Annotated in this window: 15 protein-coding genes; 6 read left to right on the top strand and 9 right to left on the bottom strand. The window is 74.5% G+C overall.

What is annotated here, in order from left to right; translation table 11 throughout:
- Nucleotides 1–61 precede the first annotated feature (61 nt).
- The 5 genes from ACFWEE_RS19480 to ACFWEE_RS19500 form a co-directional block, all read right to left on the bottom strand.
- Nucleotides 62–1,573, bottom strand: a complete 1,512-nt coding sequence (locus ACFWEE_RS19480; RefSeq protein WP_386890607.1) for a phytoene desaturase family protein — start codon at nucleotides 1,571–1,573, stop codon at nucleotides 62–64.
- 87 nt (nucleotides 1,574–1,660) lie between these two features.
- On the bottom strand, nucleotides 1,661–2,278 hold the full coding sequence (locus ACFWEE_RS19485; protein WP_386890609.1) for a DUF4126 domain-containing protein: 618 nt from the start codon (nucleotides 2,276–2,278) through the stop codon (nucleotides 1,661–1,663).
- Between the two features lie 448 nt (nucleotides 2,279–2,726).
- Nucleotides 2,727–3,338 carry a TetR/AcrR family transcriptional regulator gene (locus tag ACFWEE_RS19490; RefSeq protein WP_386890611.1) on the bottom strand — a complete coding sequence of 204 codons (612 nt, stop codon included), beginning with the start codon at nucleotides 3,336–3,338 and terminating at the stop codon, nucleotides 2,727–2,729.
- A 55-nt stretch (nucleotides 3,339–3,393) separates the two neighbouring features.
- Nucleotides 3,394–5,520: a YhgE/Pip family protein gene (locus ACFWEE_RS19495; protein ID WP_386890613.1), complete on the bottom strand. Its 2,127-nt coding sequence runs from the start codon at nucleotides 5,518–5,520 to the stop codon at nucleotides 3,394–3,396.
- Nucleotides 5,492–6,268, bottom strand: a complete 777-nt coding sequence (locus tag ACFWEE_RS19500; RefSeq protein WP_386890614.1) for an ATP-binding cassette domain-containing protein — start codon at nucleotides 6,266–6,268, stop codon at nucleotides 5,492–5,494. The genes ACFWEE_RS19495 and ACFWEE_RS19500 overlap by 29 nt, the downstream gene beginning before the upstream one ends.
- A 230-nt stretch (nucleotides 6,269–6,498) precedes the next feature.
- Between ACFWEE_RS19500 and ACFWEE_RS19505 the strand changes: the two genes are divergently transcribed.
- The 3 genes from ACFWEE_RS19505 (at nucleotide 6,499) to ACFWEE_RS19515 (ending at nucleotide 8,630) form a co-directional block, all read left to right on the top strand.
- Nucleotides 6,499–7,026, top strand: a complete 528-nt coding sequence (locus ACFWEE_RS19505; RefSeq protein WP_386890616.1) for an SAV_6107 family HEPN domain-containing protein — start codon at nucleotides 6,499–6,501, stop codon at nucleotides 7,024–7,026.
- Nucleotides 7,027–7,173: 147 nt separating this feature from the next.
- On the top strand, nucleotides 7,174–7,932 hold the full coding sequence (locus ACFWEE_RS19510) for a class I SAM-dependent methyltransferase (RefSeq protein WP_386890617.1): 759 nt from the start codon (nucleotides 7,174–7,176) through the stop codon (nucleotides 7,930–7,932).
- 305 nt (nucleotides 7,933–8,237) lie between these two features.
- Nucleotides 8,238–8,630, top strand: coding sequence for a DUF3040 domain-containing protein (locus ACFWEE_RS19515; protein WP_386890618.1), 393 nt, complete (start codon nucleotides 8,238–8,240; stop codon nucleotides 8,628–8,630).
- A gap of 256 nt (nucleotides 8,631–8,886) precedes the next feature.
- Here ACFWEE_RS19515 and ACFWEE_RS19520 read toward each other — a convergent pair whose 3' ends face one another.
- From ACFWEE_RS19520 to ACFWEE_RS19535, 4 genes are all read right to left on the bottom strand, one after another.
- Nucleotides 8,887–11,280, bottom strand: coding sequence for a DUF3488 and DUF4129 domain-containing transglutaminase family protein (locus ACFWEE_RS19520; RefSeq protein ID WP_386890620.1), 2,394 nt, complete (start codon nucleotides 11,278–11,280; stop codon nucleotides 8,887–8,889).
- Nucleotides 11,277–12,758: a DUF58 domain-containing protein gene (locus ACFWEE_RS19525; RefSeq protein ID WP_386890622.1), complete on the bottom strand. Its 1,482-nt coding sequence runs from the start codon at nucleotides 12,756–12,758 to the stop codon at nucleotides 11,277–11,279. The genes ACFWEE_RS19520 and ACFWEE_RS19525 overlap by 4 nt, the downstream gene beginning before the upstream one ends.
- A complete protein-coding gene (locus ACFWEE_RS19530) occupies nucleotides 12,758–13,804 on the bottom strand; it encodes an AAA family ATPase (RefSeq protein ID WP_386890623.1) in 1,047 nt (348 codons plus the stop codon). The genes ACFWEE_RS19525 and ACFWEE_RS19530 overlap by 1 nt, the downstream gene beginning before the upstream one ends.
- Nucleotides 13,805–14,140: 336 nt before the next feature.
- The gene (locus ACFWEE_RS19535) at nucleotides 14,141–14,686 is read right to left on the bottom strand and encodes a beta-class carbonic anhydrase (protein ID WP_386890625.1); all 546 of its coding nucleotides are present in this window, start codon (nucleotides 14,684–14,686) and stop codon (nucleotides 14,141–14,143) included.
- Nucleotides 14,687–15,263: 577 nt separating this feature from the next.
- On the opposite strand from ACFWEE_RS19535, the gene rsmH reads away from it, so the two are divergent.
- Genes rsmH through ACFWEE_RS19550 form a run of 3 tightly spaced genes read left to right on the top strand, consistent with a single transcriptional unit; the run spans nucleotide 15,264 to nucleotide 18,859 of the window.
- The gene (gene rsmH, locus ACFWEE_RS19540) at nucleotides 15,264–16,229 is read left to right on the top strand and encodes a 16S rRNA (cytosine(1402)-N(4))-methyltransferase RsmH (RefSeq protein ID WP_386890627.1); all 966 of its coding nucleotides are present in this window, start codon (nucleotides 15,264–15,266) and stop codon (nucleotides 16,227–16,229) included.
- 55 nt (nucleotides 16,230–16,284) lie between these two features.
- Nucleotides 16,285–16,881 carry a septum formation initiator family protein gene (locus ACFWEE_RS19545; RefSeq protein ID WP_386890629.1) on the top strand — a complete coding sequence of 199 codons (597 nt, stop codon included), beginning with the start codon at nucleotides 16,285–16,287 and terminating at the stop codon, nucleotides 16,879–16,881.
- A 4-nt stretch (nucleotides 16,882–16,885) separates the two neighbouring features.
- Nucleotides 16,886–18,859, top strand: coding sequence for a penicillin-binding transpeptidase domain-containing protein (locus tag ACFWEE_RS19550; protein WP_386890631.1), 1,974 nt, complete (start codon nucleotides 16,886–16,888; stop codon nucleotides 18,857–18,859).
- Nucleotides 18,860–18,906 lie beyond the last annotated feature (47 nt).

Genomic DNA, 18,906 nt, shown 5'->3' on the forward strand with positions numbered 1-18,906 from the left:
CGCCCCCTCCCACCGGAGGGGGCGCGCCGCTGACGTCGTTCTCAGGGCCCGCGTTCCACGGCTACCGGGAGCCCTGGAAACCGTCGCCCTCCACGATCAGGCCGGCGACCAGGGCGCCCGACATCCCCGCGTGCGCCAGACCGCCGCCGGGGTGCGACCAGCCGCCCGCCAGGTAGAGCCCCGGCAGCCGGGTGCGGTTGGCCGCGTGCAGCCGGGCCCCCGCCGCGCCCGCCAGCGCGGGCGGCGGCACCGAACCCCCGGGCGCTCCCGTCTGCGCCTCCGTCTCGGCGGGGGTGCGCACCTCGGTGTCGAGGACCCGCTCGCGCAGGCCCGGGACGGCCTTTCCGGCGGCTGCGACCACCGTCGCGGTGTACCGCTCGCGCAGGGCGGGGTCGTTCCAGTCCACCGGGCCGTGCGGGGCGACCGTGGCCACCAGCGTCACCGCCTCGTGGTCCTCGTCCGGCCGCGTCGTCGGGTCGTCCGGCCGCAGCACGGTGACCGTGGGCACCTCGGCGAGCCGCCCCGCGAAGAGCGCCGCCTGCTCCGCCGCACCGTCCGGGGCGTGCACCACCGTCCGGTGCGGGACCCCGGCGTCCCGGCCGCCGCGCAGCGAGAGCATCACCGTGAACCGGCCCGGCAGCGGCCCCGCCCCGGGACGCGGCTGCACCGGTACGTCCCCCTCGGCCGGCGCCCCCGGCACCAGGCCGGGGCGGGGCCGTACCCCCAGCACCACGTGGTCGGCCCCGGCCGGGGTACCGTCCGCCAGCTCCACCCCGGCCGCCCGGCCGTCCTTCTCCACGACCCGGACCACCTCCGCGCCGAACACGAACTCCACCCGCCGTGCCAGGCACCGCTCGTACAGCGCGTCGGCCAGCGCCCGCATCCCGCCCGCCACGTACCAGGTGCCGAAGGTCTCCTCCATGTACGGCAGCAGCGCGGCGCCCGCCGGGGCCTCGCGCGGGTCGAGGCCGTACGCCAGGGCGTATCCGTCGAGCAGAGCGGCCAGCCGGGGATCGTCCAGCTCCCACGCGCCGACCTCGGCCAGCGTGGAGGCCTGCCGCGCGCCGCGCAGCAGCCGGCGGGTCCGCACGGCCGGGTACGGGTCACGGCCGAGCACCTGCCAGTCGGGCCGCAGCGGCTCCTCCAGCAACGGCCGCCGCGACCGGTCCCAGGCATCCCGGGCCCGGTCGAGGAACGCTCCCCAACGGGCCCCCGCACCCCCGCCGAGCGCCCCGTCCAGGGCGGCGACCACCCCGGCCCGGGAGGCGTTGGGCAGCGAGACCCGGGTGCCGTCCGCGAAGACGTGGTGGCTCGCCGGATCGACCTGGCTCAGCGTCACCCGCTGCTCCAGGGACTCCTTGCCGGTCTTGACGAAGAGGTCGCGCTGCACGGCCGGCAGATGCAGCAGCGCCGGACCGGTGTCGAAGACGAAGCCGTCCCGCTCGTGCCGCCCGAGGGAGCCGCCGTACGTCTCCGAGCGCTCGTACACCGTCACCCGGTGGCCTGCCACCGCGAGCCGGGCAGCCGCCGCCATGGCGCCCGTCCCGGCGCCGATCACCGCAATTCGTGCCATGCCGGTGACTTTATCGAGCCCACCCGGAAGGGCTTCCACCCCCTGCGGGCCGGACGGGCGTCGCCTCGGGTTGTCGGCCTCGGGCCGTCAGCCGTAGGGCCAGTGCCGGCCGGCCCCGGCCATCGCCCGCTCCTGGCGCCGCTGCGCCCGGCGGCGGAGGAAGCGGCGGATGCGGGAGGCGAGCAGGCAGAGCGCCAGCAGCCCCAGCGCCAGCAGCACCGCCGCGACGGAGGCCGCCGCGACCGGATGGAAGATCGCGAAGGTGACGATCCCCGCCACGCCCAGGTCCTCCGCCGTGCTGACCACGACGTTGGAGAACGGCTCGGGGGAGGAGTTGACCGCCATGCGCGTACCGGCCTTGACCAGGTGACTCACGAGCGCCGTCGAACCGCCGACGGCACCCGCCGCCAGCTCGGGCAGCGAACCGGAGTCACCCGCGAGCAGCGCGGCGACGACCGCCCCGGACGCGGGCCTGACCACCGTGTGCACCGCGTCCCAGGCGGTGTCCAGATACGGGATCTTGTCCGCCACCGCCTCCAGCAGGAAGAGCAGCCCTGCCACCACGAGGACGTCGGTGCGCTGGAGGGACGCGGGGACCTCGTCGGTGAGGCCGGTCGCGCCGAAGACGCCGAGGAGCAGGACCACCGCGTAGGCGTTGATCCCGCTCGCCCAGCCGCTGGTGAAGACCAAGGGAAGTACGGACACGGAGGCGATCGTAGTCAGCCGGCGACGGCGGCGGGTGAGCTCTCGCACACAGGTCTGAGTACGTGTACCTAGTGCCGCGGATGAGTAGGTACACGGATGGGCCGCCACCTGCCCGGACGGAAGAGTGGGGGCACGGAAGGGGCACGGCGCCCGGACCGCCGGCACGGGGCGGCGGACGGTCCGTATCTCCGACGCAACGGGGGCGCACGACGGAGGAGCCGGAGGCCACGGGGGACCGGGGCCACGGGGGACGGCTCGTCCGGCCTCACACGGGACGCCGGTCCGGTGGGTTCGAGGGGGATCGAACTCCACCGGAGCGGCGTCCTTTTCCGTCGCGGCCGTTCCACCGGCACCGGAATCCTTTCCGCCGCGGCGGTTCCACCGGCCCGGCGGCTCCGCCGTACCGGTCGCCGTACCGGTGCCGCGGGCTGCTCGGCGCCGCGGGCCGTCAGCGCCCGCTGACCCGGCCGTGCAGCAGCAGCGACAGCGCCGAGTGGACCTCGTCGAGCGAGCGCTCGGGCTGGAACGCCTGCCAGTCCAGCGCCGCCACCAGCACCATCCCGACCAGCGCGGCGGCGGTCAGCGGGATGTCGATCTCCGAGCTCAGCTCGCCGTTCTCCACCCCCGCCCGCAGCTCGTCCTCCACCACGGCGACCGCCTCCTGGCGCACCACCAGGAGGGTCGACTGCCAGGCCCGGTTGGTGCGCCAGAGCTCGGCCACGTACAGCTGGGTGAAGGCCGGATAACGGTCGATGAAGGCCAGCCCGGCCCGGATCATCGCGTCCAGCGCGGCCACCCGGGTCCCGCCGCTCGCGGCGGTCTCCTCGGCCGCCGACCGCAGCGCCGTCGTCAGCAGCCCGACGCCGTGCCGCAGCAGCTCCTCGAAGAGCTCGGTCTTGCTCTTGAAGTTGTAGTACACCGTGCCCTTGGCCACACCGGCCCGCTCGGCGATCTCGTCCACCGTGGTCGCCGAGAACCCCTTCTCGGCGATGAGGGTCACGGCCGCCTCGTAGAGCTTCTGCCGGGTCGCCTGGCGGCGCGTGGTGCCACTGCTTTCCATGAGGTCGATTCTCACAGGTCCGCCGGTGCTCCGAACCCGTTCGCCCCGGGCCCGCTCACAGACTCAGCTCCGGGTGGAGCCGCTCCAGCGTCCACACCTGCCGCCGCCGGGCGGCGACGGCGGTCAGCGCGAGGGCCCCCGCCGTGAAGGCCGCCAGGACCGCGCAGCCCTGCCGGACGGGCCCGGACCCACCGCCGGTGATCAGCCGGCGCAGTGCCTCGACGACCCAGCTCATCGGCAGCCAGGGGTGGACCGCCTCGAAGAAGCCGGGGCTGGTCCGCACGGGGTAGGTACCGCCGGCCGAGGTCAGCTGGAGCATCAGCAGCGCCAGCACCAGAATCCGTCCCGCCGCCCCGAAGCGGGCGTTCAGCCACTGCACGATCGCCGCGAAGCAGCAGGTCACCAGCGCGAGGAAGCCGACCGTGGCCACCGGGTGCGCCATCTCCAGGCCCAGCCCCCAGTGGAGTACGGACATCAGCGCGGCGACCTGGACCAGACCGGTCGCGGCCACCGGCAGCCAGCCCGCGAACGCGGTCCGGCGGGCGGAGGCACCGGCCGCGAGGGCGCGCCGGTTCAGCGGCTGCATCAGCATGTACGCCACCATCGCGCCGACCCAGAGGGAGAGCGGGATGAAGTACGGGGCGAAGCCGGTGCCGTAGTTCGGAGCCGCGTGCAGCGACGAGGAGGCGAGGCGGACCGGGTCGGCCATCACCCCGGTCCGGGCGTCGCGGTCGTCCGCGTCGTAGTCCGGGATCTCGCCGACGCCGTCGTTCAGCCCGTCCGCCAGGGCGGCGGACCCGTCGCTCAGCCGGTGCAGCCCGCTGTCCAGGCCCAGCGCGCCGGTCTTCAGCGTCCCGACACCGGTGTCCAGCGCGGTGGCCCCGGACTTCGCCGCGGACAGCCCGGCGTGCAGGGTCCCGGCTCCCTCGGCGACCTGCTGCGCGCCCGCGTCGAGGGCGTCGACCTTCGCCACCGCCGACTCCAGGTCGTCGCCGAGCGTCGGCGCGTGCTCCGCGAGATCCTCCGCCCGCCGCTCCAGGACCGTCAGCCGGGTGCGCAGCGCGGCGAGATCGCCGTCCTCGTCCTTCACCAGGGCGCTGACGTCGTCGGCGACCGCGGCGACCCCGGCCGCCGCGGCCACCGCCTTCGCCAGCGGCTCGCAGACGGCCGGGTCGGGCAGCGGCGGGTCCTCGCACCGCTGGGCGTGGACGGTGGTGAGGTCGTCGGCGGCGGTGTGCGCGGCGGTGGCCGCGACGGGTGCCGCCTTCACCAGTTCACCGAGGTTCTCCCGCACGGTCCGCGAGGCGTCGGCGATCAGCCGGGCGGTGTCGCCGATGGACGTGCCGTCGTCCCTGAGGAACGGCCTCAGGCCGTCCGCGATCCGGTCGACCCGGTCGGCGAGGAGCCGGGTGCCGTCCGCCACCTGCCGGGAGCCGGTCCGCAGATCGTCGGAGCCCCGGTCGAGCGCGGTGAGGCCGGCGGAGAGCCGTTCGCTGCCGGACTTGCTCTCCTCGAGTCCCTCGGCGAGGTCCTTCGACCCCTGCTCGGCCGTCGCGATGCCGCCGCGCAGGTCGTCCGCCCCGGCGGCGGCCTTCGCCGTCGCGTCGTGGATGTCCGAGAAACCGATGAAGATCCGGTCGAGGAAGCCGCGCGAGGCCTCGGCCGAAGCCGCCGCGCGGATTTCGGAGAACACCGTCCTGGAGATCTGGCCGACGATGTAGTTGTTGGCGTCGTTGGTGCGCACCCGGAGCACGCCGGTTTCGGGGGAGTCGCCCGCGCTCGAGGCGATCCGCCGGCTGAGGTCTGCGGGCAGGGTGAGCGAGAGGTAGTACGTACCGTTCTCGACGCCCCGCCGGGCCTCGGCGGCGTCCACCCGGTGCCACTCGAAGGTCTTGGAGTCCAGCAGCTTCCCGGTGAGCTCGTCACCCACGGCGAGCCGGTCCCCGGCCGCCTTGCCGTGAGGGTCCGCCGCGCCGCCACCGGCCGGGACCGCCGCCCCCTCGTCCTCGTCGACCAGGGCGACGGGTATCCGGTCCAGATGCCCGTACGGGTCCCAGAAGGACCAGAGGTAGAGGGCCCCGTACAGCAGGGGCAGCAGCAGGAGGGCGGCGAGCGCGGCGCGCGGCAGCTTCCCCCTGCCGAAGCGCTTCAGCTCAAGCCCGGCCAGTCCCGTCGCACGCATCGACGGCCTCCTTCCCGCCGGCGGTGCCTGGACCGGTGCCCGGCCCGGTGCGTACGACCGGTACGCCCTCGGGGGCCTCGGCACACACCGCGAGCACGGTCGTGCCCCGGGCGGCGACGGTACGCAGCAGCTCCCAGGCCGCGGCCCGGTCCGCCCCGCCGAGCCCGAGGTCGGCGTCGTCGACCGCGAGCAGCCGGGGCTCGTCCAGCAGGGCCAGGGCCACGGAGAGCCGCAGGGCGTCCAGCCGCCCCAGGTCCCGGGCCTGGGTCCGCCCGGCCTTCGGCAGGGCGGGGAGGTCGAGCCCGGCGGCCTCCACCGCCCCGGCGATCCGCTCGCCCACCGCCGCGCGCTCCCGGCGGGGCCGGAGAAGCGCCCGGACGGGGCCGGTGTACCGGCTTCGGAGCAGGGCGCGCTCCCGCAGGTGCTCGGCGACGGTCAGGGCCCCTTCGAGCTCGCTGACGCCGGAGACCGGCCCGAGCGCGGTGACGCGGCGGACCGCCGCGAGCCTGCCCGGGAGCGGGTAGCCGCCGGTGCTCGCCCGGCCCTCCGTCGTCCGCATCCGGCCGGTGAGCGCCAGCAGCAGCGAGGTGCGGCCCGAGCCCGAAGGACCGGCCAGGGCGGTGAGCGTGCCGGGTGCGGCGTCGAACTCCACCCCCCGGAACGCCCACCCGCGCGGACCGCGCAACCCGAGGCCCCGCACCTCCACGGCCGCGCCGTGCGGCGGGCCCGCCGGTTCTTCGTCCACCATCGCTCCCCCTCTTCGCGCTCTCCGCGCTCTTCGCACCGCCCGGCGTTCCGCACCGCCCGGCACGCCTGCGTCCCCATTTTTGAACTGACTGGTCAGTGCAAAAACGTAGCCGGAACGCGCGCTGGAAGCAAAAGGCCAGGTCAACGGGGGCTTGAACCGGATTGTCAGTGGTACCCGCCACCATGGACACATACGGCCACCGAGCCGTCACAGACGACAGGAGGATCGTCATGGCCAGCTCGTCCGCAGCTGCCGCCCCGGGGCGCCGCGCAGGCAGCCCTGCCCCCTCACCCACCGGTCCGCCCGACGACGTCCACCCCGTTCAGCGCCGCGCCGGGGCCCCGCCTGCCGCCCTCGATCTCCTCGCCAAGGCCCACGCCGGCCTGACCGAGGCCGCCGTCCTCGACGTCCCCAACGAGCGGTACGCCACCGCGCATCTCGCCGCCCTGCGCGCCGCCGCCGCCGTACTCGCCGCCCGGGGCCGTCCCGAGACTTCCAAGCGCCACCGCGAGCGCATCCGCAGCGCGTGGGAGGTGCTGCCGGAGATAGCGCCGGAGCTCACCGAGTGGAGCGCCCTCTTCGCCTCCGGGGCCGGGCGCCGGGCTCGCGCCGAGGCCGGTCTCCCCGGCGCGGCGAGCCGCCGGGACGCCGACGACCTGCTGCGCGACGTGGCGATGTTCCTGCGCCTGGTGGAGCGGCTGCTCAGGCTCCACCCCGCCCTCCCCCAGCCGAGGAGGGGCCGCCCCGGCGCGGGGTGACGGCACTCCCGGCGGGAGGCCGCGGGGGCGGCGGAGCGGGAGGGGGAGGTGGGAAGCGGGAGGCAATAGGGTAGGAGCGCACCCGCACCACCTGCACCGTTCACGCTCCGCCGCCCGCAGCGGCATTGTGCCGAGGAGTCATCTGCCGTGTCGGACCAGCCGCGCCCCCGCGCCTCCCTCCGTACCGCCGTGGTCTGGGAGGTCCTCAAAGGTGCCCTCGACCGTCAGGTGAAGGCGACCGGCAGCGACCGCCTGGAAGTTCTGGACACCGGAGGCGGCACCGGCAACTTCGCCGTGCCCGCCGCCCGGCTGGGCCACCACGTCACCGTCGTCGACCCCAGCCCCGACGCCCTCTTCGCGCTGGAGCGCCGGGCCGACGAGGCGGGCGTCGCCGACCGGGTCCGGGGGGTCCAGGGCGACATCCTCGGGCTGTTCGACGTGGTGGAGCGCGGCACTTTCGACGCGGTGCTCTGCCACGGCGTCCTGGAGTACGTGGACGACCCGGCCGAAGGCGTGCGGAACGCGGTCGGGGCGCTCCGCCCGTCCGGCGCGCTCAGCCTGCTCACCGCGGGCTCGGGCGGCGCCGTGCTGGCCCGCGCCCTCGCCGGTCACTTCGTGGAGGCCCGCCGGGCGCTCACCGACCCCTCGGGCCGCTGGGGGGACGCCGACCCGGTGCCCCACAGGTTCACCGCCGACCAGCTCTCCGGCCTGATCCGCGGCGCGGGGCTCGACGTCGCCTCGGTGCACGGTGTGCGGGTCTTCGCCGACCTCGTCCCCGGCGTGCTGGTGGACACCGAACCGGGCGCGATGGAGGCCCTGCTGAAGCTGGAGGCGGCTGCCGCCGAGCTGCCGGCCTTCCACTCGGTCGCCACCCAGCTGCACGTCCTGGGCGAGCGCCGGGCCTGACGGCGACCCGCCGGGAACACCGGGGTGACGGGGGAGCGGCCGAAAGGCGCCGGGACGGCGCGCGCACTCGGTGCATCCCCTCCCGCTCCGGGCCCCCGATCCGGGCCCGGGCCCCGTATGATCGGGTGACAGGATCCGGCATGACGGATCGGCCGCCGGGGAATCAACGCCTCAAGGGCCGAACCGACATGGCGGTACGGACTGGCTGCTGGCTGGTGGGCGCGGGTTTCCCGGGGGCGAATCCCTGCCTATCCTGGAAGGGCCGCTTACCGGTCGCCCCCGCGGCCGACGACGAGGAGGACTCCGTGCCGCTCTCGGAGCACGAGCAGCGCATGCTCGAGCAGATGGAGCGAGCGCTGTACGCCGAAGATCCCAAGTTCGCGACAGCGCTTGAGGGAAGCGGGCTGCGTACGTACACCCGGCGACGGGTCTACCAGGCGGTCGCTGGATTTCTGGTGGGTATCGCGCTCCTCATGGCCGGAATGGTCGCCCAGCAGATCTGGATCAGTGTGGTCGGGTTCCTCGTCATGCTCGGCTGTGCCGTTCTCGCGGTCACCGGCTGGCGCAGGGCACCCAAGCCCGGAGAACAGCCGCAGCGCGGCGCCCCGGCCGCCGGGCGTGGGCCCAGGCAGCGCCGGTCCGTGATGAACCGCATCGAGCAACGGTGGCAGCGCCGCCGCGACGAACAGGGCCAGTGAGTCTTCCCCCGCCCGGTGGGCCGGGCGGGGTCGGTACGACGTAGGGCCAGTACGACACAAGGACGTACGGCGTACGAACGTAGGCCGAAGAACGTACGACGGAGGGGCGGGACGCGCACGACGCGTCCCGCCCCTCCGTCCTGTGTATCCGGCGTACCCCGAGACCCGGCCCGGCCACCCCCGGGACCGCGGCCCATGGCCGGGCCCGGGCCCGAAGGACCCGGGCCATGACGCCCAGGTCCCAGGGGCTTGGGCCTCAGCCCCGGGACCGGGACGGGCGGAGGGAGCGGCCGGCCGCCGCCATCCGCTCCGCGAACCGTCCCGCCAGCGCCGTCCGGCGTTCCGAGAGCGCCCACACCACCCGGACGGCCGAGCGGGGAGCGAGCGCGGCCCTGAGCCGGACGTACCGGCCCGCCCGCCCGGCCAGCCCCGCCCGTACCAGCGCCGCGTCCTCGGCCGGCCGGGCAGGCTGCTGCGCCCGGGGCGCGTACAGCACCTGCTCCACCGCGCCCGCCACCCGGTGCAGGGCCGCCGCGGGCTCACCCTCCAGCCCGCCCAGTCGCACGATGCGGTCGGCGGCCCGGCGCGGGGTCAGCGCCTCGTCCGGGACGATCCCGTGGTCCCAGGCCGTGTCCGTGACCTCCTGCCAGACCGCCAGCGTTCTCGCCGCCGCGTCGGCGGGCGTCCGCCCGCCCGACCCGTACAGCCGCCGACGCCGCTGCCGGGTCCGCCACAGCAGCGGCGAGAGCGGGAGCAGCACGACCAGCACCACACCGAGCGCCACCAGGACCACCGTGCCGAGCGGGAACCCCGGTCCGGCCGTGTTCGTGGCGACCGGGGCCGCAGAGGGGCCGCAGGCACCCTCCTTGCGCATCAGCGCCGAGCAGCTCTCCGAGGCGGACGGGGCGGCCGAGGGCTGCGCCGAGGCCGAGGCGGTCGGCGCGGCCGACGCGTCGGTGGACCCGGTGGGCGCCTGGGGCACCGTGTACGAGGGCACCGAGCCCCGCGTGGGGGTCGGCTCGAAGCGCGTCCACCCCACGCCCTGGAAGTACAGCTCCGGCCAGGCGTGGGCGTCCCGCAGCCCCACCGAGACCGACCCGTCCGCCTGCGTGGTCCCCGGCGTGAAGCCCACCGCGACCCGCGCCGGGATGCCCAGCGTCCGGGCCATCGCCGCCATGGCGAAGGAGAAGTGCACGCAGAAGCCGCGCCGGTTCTGGAGGAACCGCCCGATCGCCGCCGTTCCCGTGCCCGAGTTCACCGAGGTGTCGTAGGTGAAGCCGCCGTTCTGCGCGAACCAGTCCTGCAGCGCCACGGCCTGCTCGTAGTGGTTGGCCGAGCCCTGCGTGACCTGCGCGGCGGTCTCTGCCACCACGTCCGGCAGGGACGCCGGCACCTCGGTGTACTCCAGGGTCAGGTCCGCCGGGGGCAGCCCGGCCGACGCGAGCTGCGCCGCCGTCGGCTCCACCACCAGGCTGCTGACCCGGTACCGCGCTCCGCGCGTCGTCTGGCCGCCGTCGCCGATGAGGGTGCGTCCCTCGGGCTCGTACCGCCAGCGGCCGTCCACACGGACCTCGGTCGCCGGATACGGCATCGGCAGATAGTCCTGGCGGTAGTCGTCGGACGCGGTGATCTGTGAGGTGACCTCGGTGGCGACGACGTCCTGCCCGAGACCCGTCGGCTGCGGCAGCCGGTCCGGTACGTCCCGCAGCGCTCGCTTGGACGGCAGCCACTCGGCCCCGGTGAACCGGTCGAGGGAGAGGATGCGCAGATAGGAGCCCTGTGCGGCACCGTCCTCGGAGCGGTACCTCAGCACCTCCCGGTTCTCCGCCTGGTTGAGGTCGTCCTGGAGGGAGACCAGCGGGTTGACCGCCGAGATCGTGCCCCCGCCGCCTCCCCGCCCGTTGCCCGTGCCCAGGCCGTCCAGCAGACCGCCGCCGAGCGCCGGCAGTGCGAGCGGGACCACCAGCGCGACGCCCAGCGCCAGCGCCCCGATCCGGCGCCCGGTCCGCACCGGGGACTTCACCCGGGCCCCGGACGCCGGCCCACCGCGCGCCGGACCGGCGAAGAGCCGCCCCCACTGGGCGGTACGGTCGCGGCCCTCGGCCAGCAGGAGCAGCAGATAGCCCGAGGCCGCCAGCACGAACCACAGCCGGCTCGCCCCACCGTCGGAGAGCCCCGCCGCCACCGAGTACAGCGCCAGCAGCGGGAGACCGGCCGGTGCGGCGGCACGCAGGGTCACCGCCAGCACGTCGACCAGCAGCCCGATCAGCAGGACCCCGCCGACCAGCAGCAGCTTGATGCCGTCCGTCATCGGCGCGGGGGGCGCGTACCGGCCGACGTCGTCCGCCCCCGCCGTCACCAGGTCGGCCAGCCACTGGACGGCCGCCGGACCGGGCAGCACCCCGAGCAGCGCCCGGCCGCCGGCGAACGCGGCCGTCAGCAGCACCAGCGTGACCAGCGCCTGCACGCCGACGGCGACCGCGCGCGCCGGAACGAACCGCCGTGCCAGCGCCCCCGCCGCGCTCTGCACGGCGAGCAGCAGCGCGGCCTCGAAGATCCACGTCCAGGGGTCGACCAGGGGCAGCAGCGCCCCCGCCGCCAGCAGCGTCGCCGCGTAGGCGCAAAGGGCGAGCCGGACGGGACCGCTCATGACCATCCTCCGGAGAAGCCTGTCGCAGCGCCGCCACCGGCGGGCTGGGTGTCACCGGGCTGCCCGGCCCGCTGCCACACCTGGGCGAGGTCCGCCCCGGGCGGCACCGGAACCGCGGTCCAGCCCGCTTCGCGCAGCAGCCGCAGCCGCTCCGCGAACGGGGTCGCCGGCGCCGGACCCGCGCCCGGCGCCCACTCCTCGCCGTCGAGTACGAACGCGACGGCCGCACCGCTGCGCCGCCGCATGGCCGCCGCGACCGCCACCTGCTCCTCGTCGAGGTCGCCCAGGAAAGCGAGCAGCAGGCCTTCGTGGCCGCCGCGCAGCACCTCGTGCGCGCCGTCCAGGCCGCCCGCGTCGGAGTGCTCGACGACCGCGAGGGTGTCCAGCATCAGCCCGGCGGCCTCGGCGGACGCGTGCTCGGAGCCGGAGGAGCCGGAGGAGCTGAAGGATCCGGCGGGACCGGACGATCCGAAGGCGCCGGAGGATCCGAAGGAACCGGAGGACCCCGCCGAACCGGAGAATCCGCTGCCGCCGCCGGGCATCGCACCGCCCTCGTCCGTCAGCAGCCGCACCGCGAAGCCCCGCTCCACCAGGTGCGCCAGCGCGGAGGCCGCCGCGGCCACCGCCCACTCGAACGCCGACTCCGGCCCGGAGCCCCGGAAGGCCTTCCGCCGGGTGTCCAGCACCACCGAGGCCCGCGCCCGCTGGGGCTGCTCCTCCCGGCGCACCATCAGTTCGCCGTAGCGGGCGGTGGAGCGCCAGTGGACCCGGCGCAGGTCGTCGCCGTGCCGGTAACCGCGCGGCAGCACGTCGTCCTCGCCCGCCTGGGCGAGCGAGCGCTGACGCCCGTCGCCGTAGCCGGAGGCCGCCCCGGTGAGCCGGAGCGGGGGGAGGGCCTGGGTGCGGGGGACCACCACCAGGGTGTCGTGGGCGCTGAAGGAGCGGGTCAGCTCGCACATCCCGAACGGGTCGGCGAGCCGCAGCTGCAACGGCCCCAGCGGGTACCGGCCCCGCAGGTCGGAGCGGACCCGGTAGGAGACCTCCCGCCGCCCGCCCGCCTCGACCCGGTCCAGCACGAAGCGGGGCCTCGGGCCGAGCACGTACGGAACACGGTCCTGCAGCATCAGCAGCCCGGAGGGAAGCCGGGAGGCGTTGTCCACCCGCAGGTGCACCCGCGCCTCCGAGCCCGCCGGCACCCGCGAGGGCGACAGCCACCGGGTGCCGACGACCCGGTAGCGGGTGCGGTGGAGCGCGGCGACACAGACGAGCGGCAGCACGGCGAGCAGCAGACCGACCCGGAGCAGGTCGGCCTGGCCCAGGACGTAGGCGCAGATCGCGGCGGCGATCCCCGCGGCCAGGAAGGAGCGCCCCCGGGTGGTCAGCCCGCCCAGGGCCGCCCGCAGGGTGCCTCTGCCGCCGTCCGCGTCGTCGGTGGCCACCCCGCCACGGGGGCCCGGCCCCCGGTGCGCGTCCGCCATCACGGCCGCCGGGCGCCGGGCGCGTACGCCGGACCGCTCTGCGGGTACGGGGGTACGCGCCGGCCGGCGGACCGGTCGTCCGGCGAGGTGGGTACGGGCGTGCGCTGCAGGATCTCCGCCACCACCTGCTCCGCCGTGCGACGGTTCAGCTGGGCCTGGGCGGTGGGCAGCAGCCGGTGGGCGAGCACCGGCACCGCGAGCGCCTGGACGTCGTCGGGCAGCGCGTAGTCCCGGCCGCCCAGGGCCGCCGAGGCCTTCGCCGCGCGCAGCAGGTGCAGGCTGGCCCGGGGGGAGGCGCCGAGCCGCAGGTCGGGGTGGCTGCGGGTCGCCTGGACCAGCTCGACGGTGTACCGCCGTACGGACTCGGCCACGTGCACCGAGCGGACCGCGTCGATCAGCTTCACGATGTCGTGGGCGTGGGCCACCGGCCGGAGGTCGTCCAGCGGAGGGACCCCGCCGTGCACGTCGAGCATCCGCAACTCGGCGTCCAGGCTGGGGTAGCCCATGGACACCCGGGCCATGAACCGGTCGCGCTGGGCCTCCGGCAGCGGGTAGGTGCCCTCCATCTCGACCGGGTTCTGGGTCGCGACGACCATGAAGGGGTCGGGCAGCGCGTAGGTCTGGCCGTCGGTCGTGACCTGCCGCTCCTCCATCGATTCGAGGAGGGCGGACTGCGTCTTGGGCGACGCGCGGTTGATCTCGTCGCCGATGACGATCTGGGCGAAGATGGCGCCCGGCTTGAACTCGAAGTCCTTGCGCTGCTGGTCGAAGACGGACACCCCGGTGATGTCCGAGGGCAGCAGGTCCGGGGTGAACTGGATGCGGCGCACCGAGCAGTCGATGGACCGGGCCAGCGCCTTGGCCAGCATGGTCTTGCCGACTCCGGGCACGTCCTCGATCAGCAGATGACCCTCGGCGAGCAGCACGGTCAGCGCGATCCGCACGACCTCGGGCTTGCCCTCGATCACGCGCTCCACCGACCCGCGCACCCGCTCCGTCGTGGCGGTCAGATCAGTGAGGTTCGTTCGCTCGTCATAGGTGGTCACCCGGTCCTCCTCGGCCCTTCACGCACGGGCCCGCGCCGCCGAACGGCCTGGCCCACCCCGATTGCGGACGCCCCTCCGGAAGCCCCGGAGTGCGTCACCCACCGCATTCTTGTTGCCGTTACCGCTTCGTGTCACTCGCCTCCGGACAACCCGGGCCGATATGTCGGGTGTTGTCGATATTCGGATGCGGGTACGAGCCGGAAAGGGGCGCGGAGGGTCCGGTGAAGGGGGCTGGTGGAAGGGGTTCCGGGGCGGCGGCCCCACGAGAAACGCGGCGACCCCGCGGCGCGGTGCGCGGGGTCGCCGGGGTGCGGGGTCGCCGGGGGCGAAGGCGTGTCAGGCGGCCGGGGAGATCTCGCGCAGCAGACCGGTCTTGACGTCGAAGACGAAGCCCCGGACGTCGTCCGTGTGCAGCAGGAACGGCGAGGTGCGGACCCGCTGGATCGACTGGCGCACGTCCTGGTCGACGTCGGAGAAGGACTCCACCGCCCACACCGGCCGCTGGCCGACCTCCAGCTCCAGCTCGTGGCGGAAGCCCTCGGTCAGCGATTCGAGACCGCAGGTGGTGTGGTGGATCAGTATGACGCTGCGGGTGCCGAGCGCCCGCTGGCTGATGGTGAGCGACCGGATCACGTCGTCGGTGACCACGCCGCCCGCGTTGCGGATGGTGTGGCAGTCGCCGAGCTCCAGGCCCAGCGCGGCGTGCAGGTCGATGCGGGCGTCCATGCAGGCGACCACGGCCACCTTCTGGACGGGTCGGGCGTCCATGCCCGGGTCCGTGAACGCGCTCGCGTACGTGGCGTTCGCCGCCACCAGGCGGTCCGTGACGGAGTCGCCCGGGGTGGTGGGGGCGGTGGAGGGGGACTGCGCAGAAGTCGACATGGCTACGACGTTAGCCGCCCCACCTGCTCGGAGCGGCTCGGGGAAAAGGACAAAGAACGTCAACGAGGCTTGTTGTGAGCTAACCCACAGGACTCGCCCGGGCTCAGCCGTCCGGGTGAGGACCGGGGGCCACCGGAGCGGGGCGACGCGCTGAGAGGTTCGTTGATCCGGAATCGATCGAATGGCAGGGTGGACTAAAGTGACGCGAAGTTACCGACCCGGCCGCAAGGCCGGTCACGTTCCGCGGTCCCGCGCGTTTGTGCCGCACGTTCCGGTCCCTTCCGCAACGCCTGCGGCTCCGGTGGCTCCCGTGGTCCCCGGTGGTCCCAGCGGTTTCGGCGGTCTCGGTATTTCCGGCAATGCCCCGCGGAAGTCCGTACAACTCCATACATTTCTCCACCTCCGTCATTCTCCGCATTTCCGATGTCCCCGTGATGCGCGACGAACGTGCGGCCCGGCCCTCTCCCGCTCATGGCAGGCCGGCGCCTCTTCCCCGGCGCCGGCAGGCCTCCCCTTCTGAGCGGGCGGGGACCAGGCCGCACGTGCCGCCTCACGGACCTGAGCCTGAGAGGGCGCATTGAGCCAGACCCGACACGTCCCGGTGATGCTCCAGCGATGCCTGGACCTGTTGGCCCCGGCTCTGGAACGGGCGGGCGCCACCCCACCGGTGGTCGTCGACTGCACCCTCGGCCTCGGCGGACACAGCGAGGCCCTGCTCACCGCCTTCCCCGAGGTGCGGCTCGTCGCCCTCGACCGGGACAAGGAAGCCCTCCGGCTCTCCGGCGAGCGCCTCGCCCCGTACGGCGACCGCGCCACCCTGGTGCACGCGGTCTACGACGAACTGCCCGAGGTACTGGACCGGCTCGGCATCCCCAAGGTCCAGGGCGTCCTCTTCGACCTCGGCGTCTCCTCCATGCAGCTGGACGAGGCCGACCGGGGATTCGCGTACGCCCAGGACGCGCCGCTCGACATGCGCATGGACCAGACGACCGGGATCGGCGCGGCCGAGGTCCTCAACACCTACCCGCCGGGCGAACTGGTCCGCATCCTGCGCGCGTACGGCGAGGAGAAGCAGGCCAAGCGGATCGTCTCGGCCATCGTGCGCGAGCGCGAGAAGGAACCGTTCACCAACAGCGCCCGGCTGGTCGAGCTGATCCGCGACTCCCTTCCGCAGGCCGCCAAGCGCACCGGCGGCAACCCGGCCAAGCGCACCTTCCAGGCGCTGCGCATCGAGGTGAACGGCGAGCTCACCGTCCTGGAGAACGCCATCCCCGCCGCGGTCGCCTCCCTCGCGGTCGGCGGCCGGATCGCCGTGCTCTCCTACCACTCGCTGGAGGACCGGCTGGTCAAGCAGGTGTTCGCGGCGGGTGCGGCGAACACCGCCCCGCCGGGACTGCCCGTCGTCCCCGAGCGCTACCAGCCCCGTCTGGGGCTCCTCACCCGGGGCGCGGAGCTGCCCACCGAGGAAGAGGTCGCCGAGAACCGGCGGGCCGCCCCGGCCCGGCTGCGCGGCGCCGAACGCATCCGCGAGGACGAGCGGTGACCGCGCCCCGGGGGCGTACGCCCGGCGACCGCACCGGGGTGCGGGAGACGACGCGGTGAACCGGCCGGCCGCGCCGCTGAAGGGACGCGCCGCCCGCCTCGCCGGGCTGATGCCGTCGGGGCCGAGCAGCGCGGCCCGTACCCCCTTCATGCTGCTGGTCGTGGTCCTCCTCGGCGGCGGGCTGATCAGTCTGCTGCTGCTGAACTCCGCACTCAACGAGGGCTCGTTCCGCCTCAGCGAGCTGCGCAAGCAGACGACCGACCTCACCGACGAGGAGCAGGCGCTCCAGCGGGACGTGGACGGTTACTCGCAGCCCGACGCGCTGGAGCGGCGGGCCAGGGAGCTGGGCATGGTCCCCGGCGGCAGCCCTGCCTTCCTGAACCCCGACGGCACGGTGCGGGGCGTCCCCGCCGAGGTCACCGCGGACCCCGACCCGAAACCCGCGCCCACCCCGGCCGCGACGGACGCCTCCGCGCCCGACGAGGAACCCCGGGCGGCCGGGCCCGAGGAGCCCGCGAGCCCCGCGGAGAGCACCCCGCCCGCCTCCGTGACCACCCCCGCACCGTCCGCCGCGTCCTCCTCACCGGCCGCCTCCGCGAACCCGGCGGAGCTCACCGCGGCGACCACGACCCCGACGAGCCCCGGCAGGTGACGCAGTGCCGTCCAAGGAACCGCCGCGCCGCCGTGTGCCCGGCCCCGCCCGCTCACGGGGGGCCGCAGGCGGTACGGGACGCCCCCGGCCCGCAGCCCGGCCCGAGGCCCGGCGCCCCTCGTCCGGACGGCCGGGCCGCCCCGCGCCGCGCTCCCTGCGCCTGGGCAACCCGCGCCCCCGGCTGCGCCTGGTCAGCCTCGGGCTGACCCTCGTCATGCTGGTGTTCACGGCCCGGCTCCTCCAGGTCCAGGCCGTCGACGCGCACGCGTACTCGGCGAAGGCCAAGGAGAACCGGTACCTCGAGTACACCGTCGCCGCCGAACGCGGCGAGATCACCGACCGCAACGGGATCGCGCTGGCCACCAGCGTCGACGCGTACGACATCACGGCCGACCCCAAGATGTTCACTCCGGCCGAGAGCAAGATCCCGGACGCCCCCGAGCAGGCGGCGGCCCTCCTCGCCCCCATCCTCGGCAAGGACGCGGACACCCTCACCGCGCAGCTCTCGAAGCCCGGGAGCCGCTACACCGTGCTCGCCCGGCGGCAGACCCCGCAGGTCTGGAAGCAGATCAAGGACCTGAAGTCGGTCCTCGCGGACAAGGCGGCCGAGGACGGCGGGGAGGCGACCGGCGCGCTGGCGGGCGTCTTCCAGGAGCCGACGACCAAGCGCGTCTATCCGAACGGCGACCTCGCCGCCGGGATACTGGGCTTCGTCAACGCCGACGGCAAGGGCGGCGGCGGCCTGGAGTCCCAGCTGAACGAGGAGCTCTCCGGCCAGGACGGGAAGATCCGGTACGCCCAGTCGGGTGGCCGGCGGGTGCCGACCGCCGGTGCCAAGGAGATCCCGGCGGTCGAGGGCACGGACGTCGAGCTCACCATCGACCGGGACATCCAGTGGGCCGCCCAGCGGGCCATCAGCGAACAGGTCGAGAAGTCCAAGGCGGACGGCGGGTACGTCGTCGTGCAGAACACCAGGACCGGCGAGCTGCTGGCCCTGGCCAACGCCCCGGGCTTCGACCCGAACGACCTCTCCACCGTCGGATCGGGCTCGCTGGGCAACGCGGCGCTCCAGGACGTGTACGAGCCCGGCTCCACCGCGAAGGTCATGTCGATGGCCGCCGTGCTGGAGGAGGGCGCCGCGACCCCCCTCACGCACGTCACCGTCCCGAACCGGCTGCACCGCGGGGACCGGCTCTTCAAGGACGACATCGACCACAAGACCTGGTCGCTCACGCTCAACGGCGTCCTCGCGAAGTCCAGCAACATCGGCACCATCCTGGCGACCGGTCAGCTCGGGAAGACCCAGCCCGAGGCGAACAGGGTCCTCTACTCCTACCTCCGCAAGTTCGGCATCGGCAGCCCCACCGGCCTCGGCTATCCCGGTGAGTCGCCGGGCATCCTCGCCAAGCCCCAGGACTGGTCGACCTCCCAGCAGTACACGATCCCCTTCGGGCAGGGCCTCTCGCTCAACGCCGTCCAGGCGGCCTCGGTCTACTCGACGATCGCCAACGGCGGGGTACGGATCGCCCCCACGCTCGTCCGCGGCACCAAGGGTCCCGACGGCCGCTACACGGACGCCGAGAAGCCCGAGGAGACCCGGGTGGTCAGCGGGAAGACAGCCAAGGAGGTCGCCACCATGCTGGAGTCCGTCGTCGGCGACGAGGAGGGCACCGGTACCAAGGCGCGCATCCCCGGATACCGGGTGGCGGGCAAGACCGGTACCGCCAACCGGGTGGACCCGGTCAGTGGTGTGTACGACGGTTACACCGCCTCCTTCGCCGGCTTCGCACCGGCCGACGATCCGCAGATCACCGTCTACTGCGCGATCCAGAACCCCACCAAGGGCGACTACTTCGGCGGCCAGATCTGCGGACCGATCTACAAGAAGGTCATGGAGTTCGCGCTGAAGACCCTCCAGACCCCCCCGAGCGGCAGCAAGTCCCCCGGACTGCCGGTCTTCTTCGGACCGGACGCCTGACCGGAGGGGGAGCGGCACGACCGGGGTGCGCGCCGGGCGGACGGAGA

Origin of the sequence: Streptomyces sp. NPDC060184 (genome assembly GCF_042728795.1) — a bacterium.
In the GTDB taxonomy this organism is placed as follows: domain Bacteria; phylum Actinomycetota; class Actinomycetes; order Streptomycetales; family Streptomycetaceae; genus Streptomyces.